General features: G+C 62.0%; 16 protein-coding genes. 7 read left to right on the top strand and 9 right to left on the bottom strand.

Annotated elements, in window-relative coordinates:
* The 3 genes from M1D44_RS03055 to M1D44_RS03045 all read left to right on the top strand — a co-directional run bounded on the left by M1D44_RS03055 (position 1) and on the right by M1D44_RS03045 (position 3066).
* The gene (locus M1D44_RS03055) at positions 1 to 1050 is read left to right on the top strand and encodes a CDP-6-deoxy-delta-3,4-glucoseen reductase (RefSeq protein WP_024974990.1); all 1050 of its coding nucleotides are present in this window, start codon (positions 1 to 3) and stop codon (positions 1048 to 1050) included.
* A gap of 271 nt (positions 1051 to 1321) precedes the next feature.
* Positions 1322 to 2509 (top strand): acetylornithine transaminase, encoded by a 1188-nt coding sequence (locus M1D44_RS03050; RefSeq protein ID WP_316853104.1) that lies wholly within the window; start codon positions 1322 to 1324, stop codon positions 2507 to 2509.
* 80 nt (positions 2510 to 2589) lie between these two features.
* Positions 2590 to 3066 (top strand): GNAT family N-acetyltransferase, encoded by a 477-nt coding sequence (locus M1D44_RS03045; protein WP_316853103.1) that lies wholly within the window; start codon positions 2590 to 2592, stop codon positions 3064 to 3066.
* Between the two features lie 66 nt (positions 3067 to 3132).
* On the opposite strand, the gene M1D44_RS03040 is transcribed toward M1D44_RS03045, so the two are convergent.
* The 7 genes from M1D44_RS03040 to M1D44_RS03010 all read right to left on the bottom strand — a co-directional run bounded on the left by M1D44_RS03040 (position 3133) and on the right by M1D44_RS03010 (position 10078).
* A complete protein-coding gene (locus tag M1D44_RS03040; protein WP_009241298.1) occupies positions 3133 to 3849 on the bottom strand; it encodes an ABC transporter ATP-binding protein in 717 nt (238 codons plus the stop codon).
* A 16-nt stretch (positions 3850 to 3865) separates the two neighbouring features.
* Positions 3866 to 4642 carry an ABC transporter ATP-binding protein gene (locus tag M1D44_RS03035; protein ID WP_024974987.1) on the bottom strand — a complete coding sequence of 259 codons (777 nt, stop codon included), beginning with the start codon at positions 4640 to 4642 and terminating at the stop codon, positions 3866 to 3868.
* A 13-nt stretch (positions 4643 to 4655) separates the two neighbouring features.
* The gene (locus M1D44_RS03030) at positions 4656 to 5783 is read right to left on the bottom strand and encodes an ABC transporter permease subunit (RefSeq protein WP_024974986.1); all 1128 of its coding nucleotides are present in this window, start codon (positions 5781 to 5783) and stop codon (positions 4656 to 4658) included.
* A gap of 13 nt (positions 5784 to 5796) precedes the next feature.
* Positions 5797 to 6732 (bottom strand): branched-chain amino acid ABC transporter permease, encoded by a 936-nt coding sequence (locus tag M1D44_RS03025; RefSeq protein WP_024974985.1) that lies wholly within the window; start codon positions 6730 to 6732, stop codon positions 5797 to 5799.
* 210 nt (positions 6733 to 6942) lie between these two features.
* A complete protein-coding gene (locus M1D44_RS03020; RefSeq protein WP_024974984.1) occupies positions 6943 to 8148 on the bottom strand; it encodes a branched-chain amino acid ABC transporter substrate-binding protein in 1206 nt (401 codons plus the stop codon).
* 453 nt (positions 8149 to 8601) lie between these two features.
* Positions 8602 to 9588: a 4-hydroxy-3-methylbut-2-enyl diphosphate reductase gene (ispH, locus tag M1D44_RS03015; RefSeq protein ID WP_112183895.1), complete on the bottom strand. Its 987-nt coding sequence runs from the start codon at positions 9586 to 9588 to the stop codon at positions 8602 to 8604.
* Between the two features lies 1 nt (position 9589).
* Positions 9590 to 10078, bottom strand: coding sequence for an FKBP-type peptidyl-prolyl cis-trans isomerase (locus M1D44_RS03010; protein ID WP_024974982.1), 489 nt, complete (start codon positions 10076 to 10078; stop codon positions 9590 to 9592).
* 118 nt (positions 10079 to 10196) lie between these two features.
* Here M1D44_RS03010 and radC point away from each other — a divergent pair, with 118 nt between their 5' ends.
* The 4 genes from radC to nadB all read left to right on the top strand — a co-directional run bounded on the left by radC (position 10197) and on the right by nadB (position 13248).
* A complete protein-coding gene (gene radC, locus M1D44_RS03005; protein WP_024974981.1) occupies positions 10197 to 10871 on the top strand; it encodes a RadC family protein in 675 nt (224 codons plus the stop codon).
* A 179-nt stretch (positions 10872 to 11050) separates the two neighbouring features.
* Positions 11051 to 11284 carry a 50S ribosomal protein L28 gene (gene rpmB, locus M1D44_RS03000; RefSeq protein WP_004631999.1) on the top strand — a complete coding sequence of 78 codons (234 nt, stop codon included), beginning with the start codon at positions 11051 to 11053 and terminating at the stop codon, positions 11282 to 11284.
* A gap of 13 nt (positions 11285 to 11297) precedes the next feature.
* Positions 11298 to 11468 carry a 50S ribosomal protein L33 gene (gene rpmG, locus M1D44_RS02995; RefSeq protein WP_003262397.1) on the top strand — a complete coding sequence of 57 codons (171 nt, stop codon included), beginning with the start codon at positions 11298 to 11300 and terminating at the stop codon, positions 11466 to 11468.
* Positions 11469 to 11646: 178 nt separating this feature from the next.
* Positions 11647 to 13248 carry an L-aspartate oxidase gene (nadB, locus tag M1D44_RS02990; protein WP_316684122.1) on the top strand — a complete coding sequence of 534 codons (1602 nt, stop codon included), beginning with the start codon at positions 11647 to 11649 and terminating at the stop codon, positions 13246 to 13248.
* Between the two features lie 3 nt (positions 13249 to 13251).
* Here nadB and nadC read toward each other — a convergent pair whose 3' ends face one another.
* Together nadC and nadA are read right to left on the bottom strand one after the other, a co-directional pair.
* Positions 13252 to 14151 carry a carboxylating nicotinate-nucleotide diphosphorylase gene (gene nadC / locus M1D44_RS02985; RefSeq protein ID WP_316684123.1) on the bottom strand — a complete coding sequence of 300 codons (900 nt, stop codon included), beginning with the start codon at positions 14149 to 14151 and terminating at the stop codon, positions 13252 to 13254.
* On the bottom strand, positions 14148 to 15296 hold the full coding sequence (gene nadA, locus M1D44_RS02980) for a quinolinate synthase NadA (RefSeq protein WP_024974978.1): 1149 nt from the start codon (positions 15294 to 15296) through the stop codon (positions 14148 to 14150). Before nadA ends, nadC begins: the two co-directional genes overlap by 4 nt.
* Positions 15297 to 15395: the final 99 nt, after the last annotated feature.

Raw genomic sequence — 15395 nt, 5'->3', positions numbered from 1 at the left:
ATGGCTTACCAGATCAACGTGCTGCCCAGCGGCCGCCAATTCCAGGCCGAAGACGGCGAGACCATCCTTGCAGCGGCGCTGCGCCAGGGCATCGGCCTGCCATACGGCTGCAAAAACGGCGCGTGCGGTTCGTGCAAGGGCCACGTGCGTGAGGGCTCCATCGTCCAGGGCAACCACTCGCCCAACGCGCTGTCCGCCCAGGAAGCCACCGAAGGCCGTGCGCTGTTCTGCTGCGCCACGCCCGCCACTGACGTCACGATTGAAGTGCGCGAAGTGCATGGCGCCGGCGACGTACCCATCAAGAAGATTCCGTGCCGCGTCGCGTCGCTGGAAAAGGCCGCGCCGGACGTCACCATCGTCAAGCTGCAACTGCCTGCCACCGAGCGTATGCAATTTCTGGCCGGACAGTACGTGGAATTCCTCCTGCGCGACGGCAAGCGCCGCAGCTACTCGATCGCCAACCCGCCCCACGACGAAGGCCCGATCGAGCTGCACATCCGCCACATGCCGGGCGGCGCATTTACCGACTACGTGTTCGGCGCCAAAGAAGGCGCCCCGGCCATGAAGGAGCGTGACATCCTGCGCTTCGAGGGCCCGCTGGGCAGCTTCTTCCTGCGTGAAGAATCCGACAAGCCGATCATCCTGCTGGCCTCGGGCACCGGTTTCGCGCCCATCAAGGCGATCATCGAGCACGCCCAGTTCATCGGCAGCACGCGCCCGATGACGTTGTACTGGGGCGGCCGTCGCCCACAAGACCTGTACATGCACGCCAAGGCTGAAGAATGGGCGCGCACGCTGCCGAACTTCACCTACGTGCCGGTCGTCTCCAACGCCTTGCCGGAAGACGCGTGGACAGGCCGCACCGGCTTCGTTCACCAAGCTGTGATGGCCGATCACCCTGACCTGTCAGGCCACGAGGTCTACGCCTGCGGCGCGCCGGTGGTGATCAACTCGGCCCGCACGGATTTCGCCGCCCAGTGCCGGATGCACCCGGACGCGTTCTTCGCCGATTCCTTCACCTCGGAGGCAGACCTCCACCCGGCCGGCTGACGTTGCACAAATCCAAAGAAGGTCAAAATTTCGTTTTGACTTGACTTGGCATCCGTCTTATTCTTGCGCCTTATGAACCAAGCCCTGCACCTCCGACGCCGCCGTACGTTGCTCCCTCCGGGAAGCCACGCGGCTGTCTGCTGATTGCATATCGGGTTCACAGGATTCGACGATCACAAGGCCACGGGGCAACCCCCGTGGCCTTTGTCTTTTTCCAACTCGCGTTTTTTCGGTTTTTCATCTTCCTGCCGCCTTTTTCTGGAGCTTTGCCATGGCGTTTGCTGACTACCCCGTCCAGTCCCTGATGTACATCACCAATCGGCCCGAGATCGTCTTCACCGAAGGCAAGGGCTCGTGGCTGACGGACCACAACGGCAAGCGATATCTGGACTTCGTGCAAGGCTGGGCCGTCAACTGCCTCGGCCACTCCAATGACGGCATGATCGAAGCGCTGAACGCGCAGGCCAGGAAGCTGATCAACCCGAGCCCGGCGTTCTACAACGAGCCAATGGCCAAGCTGGCCGGCCTGTTGACCGCGCACAGCTGTTTCGACAAGGTGTTCTTCGCCAACAGCGGCGCCGAAGCCAACGAAGGCGCCATCAAGCTCGCTCGCAAGTGGGGCAAGAAGCACAAGAACGGCGCGTTCCAGATCATCACGTTCGACCACAGCTTCCACGGCCGCACGCTCGCCACCATGAGCGCGTCGGGCAAGACCGGCTGGGACACCATCTTCGCGCCGCAGGTACCGGGCTTCCCAAAAGCCATCCTGAACGACATTGCCTCGGTGGAAGCGCTCATCACCGACGAGACTGTCGGCGTGATGCTTGAGCCGGTGCAAGGCGAAGGCGGCGTGCTGCCGGCCACGCCGGAATTCATGCAGCAGCTGCGCGCGCTGACCAAGAAGCACAAGATCCTGTTGATCGTTGATGAAGTGCAGGCCGGTTGCGGCCGCTGCGGCACCCTCTTCGCCTATCAGCTCTCGAACATCGAGCCGGACATCATGACGCTGGGCAAGGGCATCGGCGGCGGCGTGCCGCTCTCGGCCCTGCTGTGCACGGATGAAGTCGCCAGCTTCGAGGCCGGCGATCAGGGCGGCACCTACAACGGCAACCCGCTGATGACGGCCGTCGGCTGCTCGGTGATCGAGCAACTCCTGGCCCCGGGCTTCCTGGCCGGCGTGCAAGAACGCGGCGCCTATCTGCGCACGCAACTGCTCAAGCTGAGCGAAGAGTTCGGCCTGGCCGGCGAACGCGGTAACGGCCTGCTGCGCGCGCTGCTGCTCGGCAAGGACATTGGCGGCCAACTGGTGGAAGCCGCCCGCGAGATGAACCCGACGGGCCTGCTGCTGAACGCCCCGCGCCCGAACATCCTGCGCTTCATGCCTGCGCTGAACGTGACGACCGAAGAGATCGACACGATGATCGGCATGCTGCGCACGCTGCTGAAAGCGCACGCCTAAAGCACATCGCATGACCCCGGGGCGGCGCGCAATGCGTCGCCCTTCATCGCTCCATCGCAGTTCCCCCCTTGAGGTTTGCCATGGCCGTGACGCGAGAAGTTTCGGCCACGGGGATCGTGTTGTCTGATGATTCCGCGTGGCTCCCGCTGGACGACATCTACAACTTCCTCTCGCAGGAAACGTATTGGGCCCGCGGCCTGCCACGCGATGTGTTCGACAGATCGATCGCAAATTCGATGTGCCTTGCCGCTTATCGACTGAACGGCGATGGCTCACATGGCGAGCTTGTTGGTTTTGCGCGTGTCATCACCGATCGTGCAACGTTCGCGTACTTGTGCGATGTGTTCGTGCTGCAGGCTTGGCGTGGGAAAGGTATCTCCCACGCGTTGATGGACTTCCTGCGCGAGCACCCTGACTTGCAGACGCTGCGCCGCACAGTGTTGGTGACAACGGGCGCCGACTGGCTTTATCGCAAGCACGGCTTTACCGATGTGCCGGAGGGCGTCGGGTTCATGCAGTTGCATCGGCCGAACATCTACACGGCGGCATCTGCCTGAAGCGTTGGTCACGCGCAAAGAAAAAGCCCCGCAATCGCGGGGCTTTCTCGTGGTGCTTGAGGGTGCTTACTCGCCCAGGTAGGCGGCACGCACCTTCGGGTCGTCCAGCATCTGCTTGGCATCGCCGCTCATGGTGATGAGACCGGAGTCCATCACGTAGCCGCGGTGCGCTGCCTGCAGCGCCAGGCGCGCGTTCTGCTCAACGAGCAGCACGGTCACGCCTTGCGCCGAGATGTCGCGCACGACCTCGAAGATCTTCTCCACCATGATCGGCGAGAGACCCATCGACGGCTCGTCCAGCAACAGCAGCTTCGGTTGGCTCATCAGCGCACGCGCCATGGCCAGCATCTGCTGCTCGCCGCCCGACATCGTGCCGGCCAGCTGGTTTGCACGCTCCTTCAGGCGCGGGAAAATGCCGAACATGCGGTCGATATCGGCCTTGATGTTGGCCTCGTCGTTGCGCGTGAAGGCACCCATCTGCAGGTTCTCGACGATGGTCATGCGCGCGAACACGCCGCGGCCTTCCGGCACCATCGCCAGGCCCTGCTTGAGCAGGTTGTAGCTCGGCACGCCCTTGATGGACTTGCCCAGATACTGCACGTCACCGCCGGCCCAGCCCTGCAGGCCGGTGATGGCCTTCATGGTGGTCGTCTTGCCGGCGCCGTTGGCACCGATCAGCGTGACCAGCTCACCTTCGCGAATCTCCAGATCCACGCCCTTGACCGCCTGGATGCCGCCGTACGCGACCTTCAGGCTGTCGATCTTCAACATTACTGGTTTCATATTCCGTTCCTCTGCGTCAGTGCGCTGACGCGCCGAGGTAGGCCTCGATCACGGCGGGGTTGCTCTGCACTTCATGCGGCAGGCCTTGTGCGATTACCTTGCCGTAATCCAGCACGGTCAGGCGGTTGCAGAGGCCCATCACCAGCTTCACATCGTGCTCGATGAGCAGGATGGTCTTGCCGTCGGAACGGATCTTGTCGAGCAGGCCACGGAGTTCCACCTTTTCGGTGGCGTTCATGCCGGCGGCCGGTTCGTCCAGGGCCAGCAGCTTGGGCTGCGTGGCCAGGGCACGTGCGATTTCCAGACGACGCTGGTGACCGTACGACAGGTTGCGCGCCGTGTAATTGGCGTACTTGCCGATGCCGACGTAGTCCAGCAGGTCGTGCGCCCAGTCTTCGATCGACTGCTCTTCCTCGCGTGCAGCCTTGGTGCGGAACACCGCGCCGATCAAGCCGGCCTTGGTGCGCACGTGACGGCCGACCATGACGTTTTCTGCCGCGGTCATGTCGCCGAACAAGCGGATGTTCTGGAACGTGCGCGCAATGCCAGCCTTGGCCACTTCGTGCACGGCGGTCGGCTGGTAGGGCGTGCCGGCCAGCACGAACTCGCCTGCGTCAGGCGTGTACAGGCCCGTGATGACGTTGAAGAACGTGGTCTTGCCGGCGCCGTTCGGGCCGATCAAACCGTAGATTTCGCCTTCGCGAATTTCCAGGTTCACGTCGGACAGCGCTTGCAGGCCGCCGAAACGCTTCTGGACTCCTCGGATCGAGAGGAGGACGTTGTTATTGCTCATGTGCGTGCCTCCATCAGATACGGGACAGTCCACCAGCCCGCTGCTTTTGCGGACGGTCTTCCTTGCGCGGCGAGGGCCACAGGCCCGCAGGGCGATACAGCATCACCCCAACCATCGCCAGGCCGAACAGCAACTGACGAAGCACTTCCGCTTCCACGATCACATGGCCGAACAGCTTGTTCTGCACCGGCTCGGCCAGGGCGCGCAGCAGTTCCTGGAAGCCCACCAGCAGAATGCCGCCCAGAATCACACCCGGGATATGGCCCATGCCGCCCAGCACCACAATCGCCAGGATGTAGATCGACTCCCACAGCACGAACGATTCCGGTGACACAAAGCCCTGGAACGACGCGAACATCGCACCAGACACACCACCGAACGACGCACCCATCGCAAAGGCCAGCAGCTTGATGTTGCGGGTGTTGATGCCCATCGCCTTGGCAGCGATTTCATCTTCACGCAGCGCCACCCATGCACGACCAATACGCGAGTTCTGCAGCCGCAGGCACACGATGATGATGATCGCGGCCAGGAACACGAACAGGTAGTAGTACATGTAGACCGAGTCGAAGCGGATGCCGAAGAAATCATGGCGCTTCGAGAAGTCGAACCCGAAGATCTTGACCGGCTCGATCAGGTTGATGCCCTTCGGACCGTTGGTGATGTTCACCGGGCGGTCGAGGTTGTTCATGAAGATCCGGATGATTTCACCAAAGCCCAGCGTCACGATGGCAAGGTAGTCACCGCGCAGCTTCAGCACCGGCGTGCCCAGCAGAATGCCGAACAACGCCGCCAACCCGGCACCCAGCGGAATCACCCACCAGACAACAAGGTGCAGGCCGTTGGGGAACAGGTTGTGAATCCACTCAAATTGGTTGGACAGGTGCGGCGAACCCAGCAACGCCATCATGTAGGCGCCCACCGCGTAGAACGCGATGTAGCCCAGATCAAGCAGGCCGGCAAAGCCCACTACGATGTTCAGGCCCAGGGCCAGCATGATGTACAGCAGCGCGAAGTCCAGCACGCGCACCCAATAGTTGCCACCTGCGGCACCTACGATGAACGGCGCGAAGATCGCAAGGATCAGGAAGCCGTACAGCGCGGCGCGCGTCTTCATCGGCGCTTTGAAATTTTCTGTCATGGCGCTCCCCTTCTTATGCGCGGTCCGCAACGCGTTCGCCCATGATGCCGGACGGGCGGAACAGCAGCACGCCAATCAGCACGATGAATGCGAACACATCCTGGTAGTTCGAACCGAACACACCGCCAGTCAGATCACCGATATAACCGGCACCCAGTGCTTCGATCAGGCCCAGCAGCATGCCGCCAACCATGGCGCCTGCCAGGTTGCCGATGCCGCCCAGCACTGCGGCGGTAAACGCCTTCAGGCCGGGGATGAAGCCCATGTAGAAGTGAGCATTGCCGTAGTTGGTCGCCATCATCACGCCGGCGACCGCAGCCATGGCAGCGCCGATCATGAAGGTGGCGGAGATCACGAAGTTCGGGTTGACGCCCATCAGGCCTGCCACACGCTGGTTCTCGGCGGTGGCGCGCATGGCGCGGCCGAGCTTGGTGCGGTTGACCAGCAGGATCAGCCCGATCATCACCACGATTGACACCGCGATGATGACGATTTCCTTGCCCGTAATGGTTGCGCCCGTGGAGCCGATATCAATCGGGCTCGAAGGCAGCAGTTGCGGGAAGGTCAGAGGGTTGCGCGACCAGATCATCATCGCGAGTGTCTGCAGCACGATCGACACGCCGATGGCGGTGATCAGCGGCGCCAGACGCGGCGCATTGCGCAGCGGCCGGTAAGCGACACGTTCGATGGTGTAGGCCACGATGGCGCAGACGGGCATTGCAAACAGCAGTGCAAACACCAGCGTGAGCCAGTCAGGCAGATTGGGGAAGTACTTCTGGAGGAAGTTGATGGCAGTCAGGGCAGACATTGCCCCAACCATCAGAACATCGCCGTGGGCGAAGTTGATGATGCCGAGAATACCGTAGACCATGGTGTAGCCAAGTGCGATCAGCGCGTAAATGCTGCCGAGCACCAGACCGTTCACGATCTGCTGGATAAAGATATCCATGAGAACAGCTCCTGCTATGCCTTGCTTTGTTGTAGGCGACGGGATGACGTGCCCGCAAGGTATGCGATCAATCGGATGGGTAAGGTGAGGTTGCTGGTAAGCGGCCTGCCGACACGCCCATGGTGAGGGCCTTGTTTCATTGGCGAGGCTATGAAAAACGGCACCGCAGGGGTAGTCGCGGTGCCGTTTTTAGGGCGGATAACCCTTCGATTACATCTTCACAACGTCAAGAACAGTCTTCTTCTTGTCCTTGTAGTTGTACAGGGTGATGGAACCTTGCTTCAGGTCACCCTTGTCATCGAACGAGATGTTGCCGATCACGCCGTTGTAGTTGGTTGCCGGCATGGCAGCCAGGATCTTGGCCGGATCGGTCGAGTTGGAACGCTTCATCGCGTCGATGATCACGTTGACGGCGTCATACGTGAACGGAGCGTAGATCTGCACCGGCGTGTGGAAACGGTCTTGGTACTTCTTGTCGAAGTCCGCGCCCTTCTCCATCTTCGACAGCGCCAGGCCTGCTTCCGAGCAGACGATGTTGTCGATTGCGTCGCCAGCCAGTTCGGCCACCTTGTCGGTACACACGCCGTCGCCGCCAACGATCTTGGCCGTGATGCCCAGTTCCTTGGCTTGCTTGGCGAACGGGCCGCCGGTGGCGTCCATGCCGCCGTACATGATCACGTCCGGCTTCTTGCCCTTGATCTTGGTCAGAATGGCCTTGAAGTCGGTCGCCTTGTCGTTGGTCGCCTCACGCGCCACGACGTTCACGCCGTCCGCCTTCGCGGTCTTCTCGAACTCGTCGGCCAAGCCCTTACCGTAGGCGGTGGCATCATCAACAATTGCCACGGTCTTGGCGCCCAGGGTCTTGGCGGCGTAGTTCGCCAGTGCCGGGCCTTGCTGCGCATCGGTCGCGACCACGCGGTAGGTCGTCTTGAAGCCTTGCTTGGTGTAGTCGGGGTTCGTCGACGACGGCGAGATCTGCACGATGCCTGCATCGCTGTAGATCTTCGAGGCCGGGATCGAAACGCCCGAGTTCAGGTGACCAACGACAGCAACAACGTGCTCGTCAACCAGCTTCTGCGCGACGGCGGTGCCGGTCTTCGGGTCGCCTGCATCGTCTTCACCAACCAGTTCCAGCTTGATCTTCTTGCCGTCGATGGTCAGGCCTTCCTTGTTGGCTTCTTCAACGGCCAGGCGTGCACCGTTTTCGTTGTCTTTGCCAAGGTGAGCAATACCGCCCGTGAGCGGAGCCGCGTGACCGATCTTGACGACGGTCTCGCCGCCGCCAGCAGCAGCCGGAGCCGACGTTGCTGCAGGTGCAGCAGCTTGGTCTGCGGGCTTTTCCTCGTTCTTACCGCAAGCTGCTACGAGTGCCACGGCAGCCGCAAGCGGCAGAACTTTGGCAAACTTAATTTGCATGAGTGATCTCCTAGATCTCGCAAGAGCAAGAAGAGCGTCCTGCCTCCCGGCCGCTCCCCCCGCGCCGATTGTTTCAATTTGAAACGCGCGAATTGTATCCCCTTTTATTGCGGATGCAATACGCGTCGCAACAACGATTTTTGCAGTAACTACGCCGCTTTACGGGCTTTCCCCAATGCCCAAACAGGCGTCATTTCGCGCAGGCATTCGCGAACGGCTGATAGGCTTATCAAGAAGTGTGCCAGACTAGGGGAAACCCCCTATTTATGCGGCTTGGCGGGCGTTTTCCACGGTAAATCAAGGCTTCGCCGGTATTGAAGAGGTTTTGCAACGCACAAAACAAAACGGCCACTCTGGGAAGAAGTGGCCGCTGATTCCTCAAAAGCGCTTTATGCACCGCATTAGGGCGCACAGTTTTTGTGCGCTTTTAAGTGGGTATTTACATAAAGGTATTCAATTGATTTGAAGACCCCTCGGAAGGGGGAAGGACATGTTTTCCTGGATGCCGTCGAGCGGACGCACAGTGCGCGCGCCCAGCGCCTTGAGCCGGTCGACGATCGATTGCGCCAGCTCTTCGGGCGCCGAAGCCCCCGCCGTCAGGCCCACGCGGCGCTTGCCGGCCACCCATTCGGGCCGCACCTGTTCAGGTGTATCCACCATATAGGCAGGCACGCCCAGCTTTTCGGCCAGCTCACGCAGGCGGTTCGAGTTCGAGCTGTTCGGGCTACCGACCACGATCACCACTTCCACTTGCGGCGCCATGAACTTCACAGCGTCCTGGCGATTCTGTGTCGCGTAGCAGATGTCCTGCTTCTTCGGCTCGTGCACGGTCGGAAAGCGTGCCTTGATGGCCGCCACGATCTCCTGGGTCTCGTCCACCGACAATGTCGTCTGCGTCACGTAGGCCAGGCGCGTCGGGTCTTTCACCTCAATATGCGCAACGTCGTCGACGGACTCGACCAGCAGCATGCCGTCGTTGGCCTGGCCCATGGTGCCTTCCACCTCGGGATGGCCCTTGTGCCCAATCATGATGATCTCGAAACCCTGCGCACGCATCTTCGAGACTTCCACGTGCACCTTGGTCACCAGCGGGCAGGTCGCATCGAACACGCGCAGGCCGCGCGCCTCCGCCGCCTCGCGCACCGCACGCGATACGCCATGCGCGCTGAAGATGACCGTGCCGCCAACGGGCACATCGTCGAGTTCCTGCACGAACACCGCGCCCTTGTTGCGCAGATCGCCAACGACATAGGCGTTGTGCACGATCTCGTGGCGCACGTAAATGGGTGCCCCAAACAGCTCCAGCGCGCGCTCGACGATCTCGATGGCGCGATCAACGCCGGCGCAGAAACCGCGCGGCTGCGCCAGCAAAACCTCGGCGTCGGCCTGTGTGACAGGATCAATGCGGGGGGCAAGCGGGGCGTTCACAGCGTTACTCATATTAGAGAATGCCGATCAGTTGGACTTCAAACACGATCGTCTGGCCGGCCAGCGGGTGGTTGAAGTCGAACAGCGCGGAGGTTTCGCCGACTTCCTTGAGCACACCGGCATATTTACCGCCGCTCGGCGCATTGAACTCAACCAAGTCGCCCGGTTGGTAATCCTCTTCAAACGAAGAATTCTCGCGCAGCGTGGCCAGCGACACGCGCTGCAGCAGCTCCGGATTGCGCGGGCCGAACGCATGCTCGGGCGCTAGGCGGAACGTCGTGCGCTCGCCCTCGCGCATCCCGAGCAGCGCCTGTTCCAGCGTCGGCGCCATCTGGCCTTGGCCGAGCAGCAGCGTGGCCGGCTTGTCGTCGAAGGTCGTCACGATGTCCGTGTCGTTTTCCAGCGCGATGCGGTAGTGCAGCGTCAGAAAGGAATCCGGGCCAACCACCTTGCCTGCGTCGCTTGGCGCCGCCGCGGACGCCTCGTTCACCAAATTTTGCACGCTTAACCTGCTTGACCAAAAAGTAACCCGTTATTGTACGTCAGCCCTCCCCGCAGCCGCAGGCGCGAAGCCCGCCGCACTCTCGCTGGCAGGGCCTTTCCTCCGTTGATCCCAAACTATGGCAATCGTCGACTGGCCCGCCCACGAGCGGCCGCGTGAAAAACTGCTCGCCCACGGCCCCGCCGCGCTCTCCGATGCGGAACTGCTGGCCATCTTCCTACGCGTGGGGATGCCAGGCAAAAGCGCCGTCGACCTAGCCCGCGAGCTGCTCACGCACTTTGGGTCGCTCGCGCGGCTGTGCCATGCGTCACAACAGGAGTTCTCGTCGATCAACGGCATGGGCCCTGCCAAATACGCGCAACTGCACGCGCTGCTCGAAGTTGGGCGGCGTGCACTAAAAGAGGATTTCACCCAGGGCCAGACCTTTAACTCTCCACAAAGCGTGAAGGATTTTCTGCGCCTGACACTGGGGCACCGCCCGCACGAGGTGTTCGCCTGCTTCTTTCTAGATGTACGACACCGGCTGATCGCCTGGGAAGAACTCTTCCGCGGCACGCTGACGGAAGCCCGCGTCTATCCGCGCGAGATCGCCAAGCGCGCACTACATCACAATGCAGCCGCCGTGATCCTGGCCCACAACCACCCCACCGGCAATACTGAACCCAGCGAAACCGACATCACGCTGACCCGAGAGCTGTGCCGCGCGCTGGCCATGCTCGACGTGATCGTCCTGGATCACATGATCGTTGGTCGCAGCCACGTCTACGGCTTCCTCGAACACGGCAAAATGTAGTGCCGATGCCGCATCGCACGGTGCCCAACAGCAATCCGTCGATCTCGTTGATTTGCCAGCGCTTTTGTGTGTATAATCCGCGTTTCGCTGAAGTCCCACCTCTACAGTGGCGCTGCGCTTGGTTTGGTCCCAGCGCCCGGTCGCAAACTGTAGCCAACGAATTTAGTTAGGAGTGCTCCATGGCACGCGTCTGTCAAGTGACCGGGAAAGCGCCGATGGTCGGCAATAACGTTTCCCACGCAAACAACAAGACCAAGCGCCGTTTTCTGCCGAACCTGCAGAATCGCCGCTTCTGGGTCGAATCCGAAAACCGCTGGGTCAGCCTGCGCGTCTCGAACGCTGGTCTGCGCCTGATCGATAAAAAAGGCATCGACGAAGTGCTCGTGGACCTGCGCGCACGCGGCGAAGTCTAATTAGGAGTTAAACATGGCCAGCAAAGGCGGACGCGACAAGATCAAGCTGGAATCGACCGCAGGTACGGGTCATTTCTACACGACCACCAAGAACAAGCGCACCAAGCCGGAAAAGATGGAGATCATGAAGTTCGATCCCGTCGCCCGCAAGCACGTCGCTTACAAGGAAACCAAGATCAAGTAATCCTCGCGGATTGCGCATCTTGTTTCCGTCGGCATGACCGACAGCAAAAACCCGCTCTCAGGCGGGTTTTTTGTTGCCTGCTGTTTGGCGCATGCTGGGGTGTACACTGCTCTTCTTTCCAATTGACACGCGGCTGTGGTATCCACCGGCCGTGTTCGCACCGCTTCCCGCGTCTTCCATGAATTTCGATGTTGCCGTTGTTGGCAGCGGCTTGGCGGGTCTGACCGTCGCCCTGCACTTAGCCGATCACCGCCGCGTGGTCGTCATCAGCAAACGCAGCCTGCCGGAAGGCGCCAGCGACTGGGCGCAGGGCGGCATTGCCGCAGTGCTCGATTCAGGCGACAGCCATGACGAACACGTCGACGACACGCTCATCGCCGGGGCAGGACTGTGCGATGAAGCCGCCACCCGCTACATCGTCGAAAACGGGCGCTCGGCCATTGAATGGCTGATCGGCCATGGCGTGCCTTTCACGCGCGACGAGCAGGCTGAACTCGGCTTCCACCTGACGCGCGAGGGCGGCCATCGCCATCGACGCATCATCCACGCCGCCGATGCCACCGGCCATGCCGTGGTCACGACGCTGGTTGAGAAGGTACGCAACCACCCGAACATCACGCTGCTGGAAGACCACTTTGCGATCGACCTGATTACCGATGCGAAGCTGGGGCAGCCGGGCATGCGCTGCCATGGCCTGTATGCGCTCGACATTGCATCGGGCCACGTCAAGACGATTACCGCGAGCCAAACCGTGATGGCCACGGGCGGCGCGGGCAAGGTCTATCTCTATACGACGAATCCGGACACGGCCAGCGGCGACGGCATCGCCATGGCCTGGCGCGCGGGCTGCCGGGTAGCGAACATGGAATTCATCCAGTTCCACCCCACGTGTCTGTACCACCCGTTCGCGAAATCATTCCTGATTACCGAAGCCGTGCGCGGTGAAGGCGGCAAGCTGATCCTGCCCGACGGCACGCGCTTCATGCCGGCGCACGATGAGCGCGCTGAGCTGGCTCCGCGCGATATCGTCGCCCGCGCCATCGACTTCGAGATGAAGAAGCGTGGCCTGGACTGCGTCTATCTGGACATCAGCCACCAGAGCCCGGAGTTCCTCAAGGAACATTTCCCGACCATCATGGCACGCTGCCTGGAGCTGGGCATCGACATCACGCGCCAACCGATTCCGGTGGTGCCGGCGGCCCACTACACGTGCGGCGGCGTGGTGACGGATCACCTCGGGCGCACGGATATCGCCGGCCTGTACGCCGTGGGCGAGACGGCCTACACGGGCCTGCACGGCGCCAACCGGCTGGCGAGCAATTCGCTGCTGGAATGCATGGTGATCGGGCGTGGCGCGGCGGAGGACATCCTCGCGCAACCGCCCTCGAACCCAACGTCGTTGCAGATTCCCGCGTGGGATGAGAGCCGCGTGACCGACGCCGATGAGGAAGTCGTCGTCTCGCACAACTGGGACGAACTGCGCCGCATGATGTGGAACTACGTCGGCATCGTGCGCACGAACAAGCGACTGGAACGCGCGCAGCACCGCATCGCCCTGTTGCGCGAAGAAATTACGGAGTACTACGCCAACTTCCGCGTGAGCCACGATCTGCTGGAGCTGCGCAACCTCGTCGAGGCTGCCTCGCTGATCGTCGACAGTGCGCTGTCACGGCATGAGAGCCGCGGCCTGCATTTCTCGCGCGACTACCCCGAGACGCTGCCCAAGGCGCTGCCGACGGTCATGCAACCGACCCATCGGCAGATCGCCCGGAAACGCTAAGGCTTACTCGACGATCCGCAAAGAGAAGTCGGTCGCGCGTACGTCCTTCGTCAGCGCGCCGACGGAGATACGGTCCACACCCGTTTCGGCAAACGCGCGGATCGTCTCGATGTTCACGCCGCCGGACACCTCCAGTAGCGCCCTGCCCGCCGTCACGCGCACAGCCTCACGCATCGCAGGCGGCTCGAAGTTGTCCAACAGCACGGACGTAGCGCCCGCCGCCAGCGCCTCTTCAAGCTGAGTCAGCGTTTCCACCTCGATCTGGATCGTCACCCCGGTGTTCAGTGCCTGCGCCGCACGCAGGGCTGCCGTCACGCCACCCGCCGCAGCGATGTGGTTTTCCTTGATCAGGATGCCGTCATACAACGCCAGGCGTTGGTTCTCGCCACCACCGATACGCACGGCGTACTTCTGCGCCAGGCGCAGGCCCGGCAGCGTCTTGCGCGTATCAAGCACGCGGGCGCGCGTGCCGTCGATGGCCGCAGCGTAACGCGACGTTGTTGTCGCCACACCGGAAAGCAATTGCAGGAAGTTCAGCGACGGGCGTTCGGCTGTCAGCAGCGATCGCGCCGGACCTTCGATCTCGCACACCACCGAATCGGGCGCCATGCGGTCGCCTTCGTGCTGGCGCCATGTAACGCGCAGCGTCGGATCAACGGCGCGCATGCATGCATCGAACCAAGGCGTGCCACACAGCACGGCGGTCTCGCGCACAATCACCCGCGCGCGCGCATGGCGATCGGCTGGGATCAGCAAACCGGTGCGGTCACCCGTGCCGACGTCCTCGGCAATCGCAGCAGCCACGTTGGCGGACAATGCCTCGTGCAGTGCCGGGCCAAAGCTATCGAAAATTGCCTGAGCCGCCGTAGCAAAGCTCGTCGCGTTCATCTGGGTTGCCGTCATGCCGGACCGATTCCTTGAAAGAGTTGCGCGTTGGCTGCCAGTTCACCCTGCGGGCGAACCACGGCTTTTTCCCGCGCGGCAAAATCCAGCATGCGATCGATGCAGACCACGGCCTGCTTACCGACGGCGGGATCAACATGGATCTCGTTGCGACCGGTTTCCAGCACCTCGGCCAGATTGGTCAGCGCATTCATCGCCATCCATGGGCAATGCGCGCAGCTCTTGCAGGTGGCGGCGTTGCCGGCGGTCGGCGCCTCGATAAAGCGCTTGCCCGGAGCCGCCATGCGCATCTTGTGCAGGATGCCGTTGTCGGTCGCGACGATGAATTCCTGCGCTGACAACGACTGCGCTGCCGCAATCAGCTGCGAAGTCGAACCCACCACATCGGCCTGCGCCACCACAGATTCAGGCGATTCCGGGTGGACGAGAATCTTCGCGTTCGGGTGCTCGGCGCGCAGCAGGTCGAGCTCCACGCCCTTGAACTCGTCGTGCACCAGACAGGAGCCCTGCCACATCAGCATGTCGGCGCCGGTCTGCTTCTGAATGTAGCTGCCGAGATGACGATCGGGAGCCCACAGGATTTTCTTTCCCTGCGCATGCAGATGCTGCACGATCTTCAGGCCGATCGATGAGGTCACCATCCAGTCGGCACGAGCCTTCACAGCGGCGCTGGTATTGGCATAGACGACCACGGTGCGATCCGGATGCGCGTCGCAGAAGGCGGCGAACTCATCCGGCGGGCAACCCAGATCCAGAGAGCAGGTCGCGTCAAGGTCCGGCATCAGCACAGTCTTTTCGGGGCTCAGAATCTTGGCGGTCTCGCCCATGAAGCGCACGCCCGCCACGATCAATGTCTTGGCCGAATGGTCGCGGCCGAAGCGCGCCATTTCGAGCGAATCGGACACGCAGCCACCAGTCTCCTCGGCCAGGTCCTGCAGGTCAGCGTCAACGTAGTAGTGCGCGACCAGTACGGCCTCACGCTCCTTGAGCAGGCGCTTGATGCGAGCCTTCAGTTCGTCGCGTTCCTCGCGCGACAGCACCGGCGGCACCTTGGCCCAAGCGTGGGCCACGCAACTGGCACCGGATTGCGCTTCGGAAAGCATATCCGGGCGCTCGAATTCAACCGTCTTGATGTGGGTTTCCATGGTGGTCTCCGCGTCCATTCGCGCTGTTAAGGCGCCGAGAAGCTGGCGCGGCAATGAAACGGACGGCGTGTGAGGAGGACTGGCACCGCGATACATTGT

This window comes from Ralstonia sp. SA306 (assembly GCF_054792405.1).
Note: the sequence above shows the minus strand (reverse complement) of the source record. Positions and strands in the feature narration are given on the sequence as shown.

Bases quoted from the DNA above. Each gene is read 5' to 3' on its own strand.
- M1D44_RS03030 (WP_024974986.1), bottom strand. From the start codon at position 5,783: ATGACAGAAAATTTCAAAGCGCCGATGAAGACGCGCGCCGCGCTGTAC.
- radC (WP_024974981.1), top strand. From the start codon at position 10,197: ATGGCAATCGTCGACTGGCCCGCCCACGAGCGGCCGCGTGAAAAACTG.
- M1D44_RS03025 (WP_024974985.1), bottom strand. From the start codon at position 6,732: ATGGATATCTTTATCCAGCAGATCGTGAACGGTCTGGTGCTCGGCAGC.
- rpmG (WP_003262397.1), top strand. From the start codon at position 11,298: ATGGCCAGCAAAGGCGGACGCGACAAGATCAAGCTGGAATCGACCGCA.
- M1D44_RS03055 (WP_024974990.1), top strand. From the start codon at position 1: ATGGCTTACCAGATCAACGTGCTGCCCAGCGGCCGCCAATTCCAGGCC.
- M1D44_RS03020 (WP_024974984.1), bottom strand. From the start codon at position 8,148: ATGCAAATTAAGTTTGCCAAAGTTCTGCCGCTTGCGGCTGCCGTGGCA.
- M1D44_RS03045 (WP_316853103.1), top strand. From the start codon at position 2,590: ATGGCCGTGACGCGAGAAGTTTCGGCCACGGGGATCGTGTTGTCTGAT.
- rpmB (WP_004631999.1), top strand. From the start codon at position 11,051: ATGGCACGCGTCTGTCAAGTGACCGGGAAAGCGCCGATGGTCGGCAAT.
- M1D44_RS03040 (WP_009241298.1), bottom strand. From the start codon at position 3,849: ATGAAACCAGTAATGTTGAAGATCGACAGCCTGAAGGTCGCGTACGGC.
- ispH (WP_112183895.1), bottom strand. From the start codon at position 9,588: ATGAGTAACGCTGTGAACGCCCCGCTTGCCCCCCGCATTGATCCTGTC.
- nadC (WP_316684123.1), bottom strand. From the start codon at position 14,151: ATGACGGCAACCCAGATGAACGCGACGAGCTTTGCTACGGCGGCTCAG.
- M1D44_RS03035 (WP_024974987.1), bottom strand. From the start codon at position 4,642: ATGAGCAATAACAACGTCCTCCTCTCGATCCGAGGAGTCCAGAAGCGT.
- nadB (WP_316684122.1), top strand. From the start codon at position 11,647: ATGAATTTCGATGTTGCCGTTGTTGGCAGCGGCTTGGCGGGTCTGACC.
- nadA (WP_024974978.1), bottom strand. From the start codon at position 15,296: ATGGAAACCCACATCAAGACGGTTGAATTCGAGCGCCCGGATATGCTT.
- M1D44_RS03050 (WP_316853104.1), top strand. From the start codon at position 1,322: ATGGCGTTTGCTGACTACCCCGTCCAGTCCCTGATGTACATCACCAAT.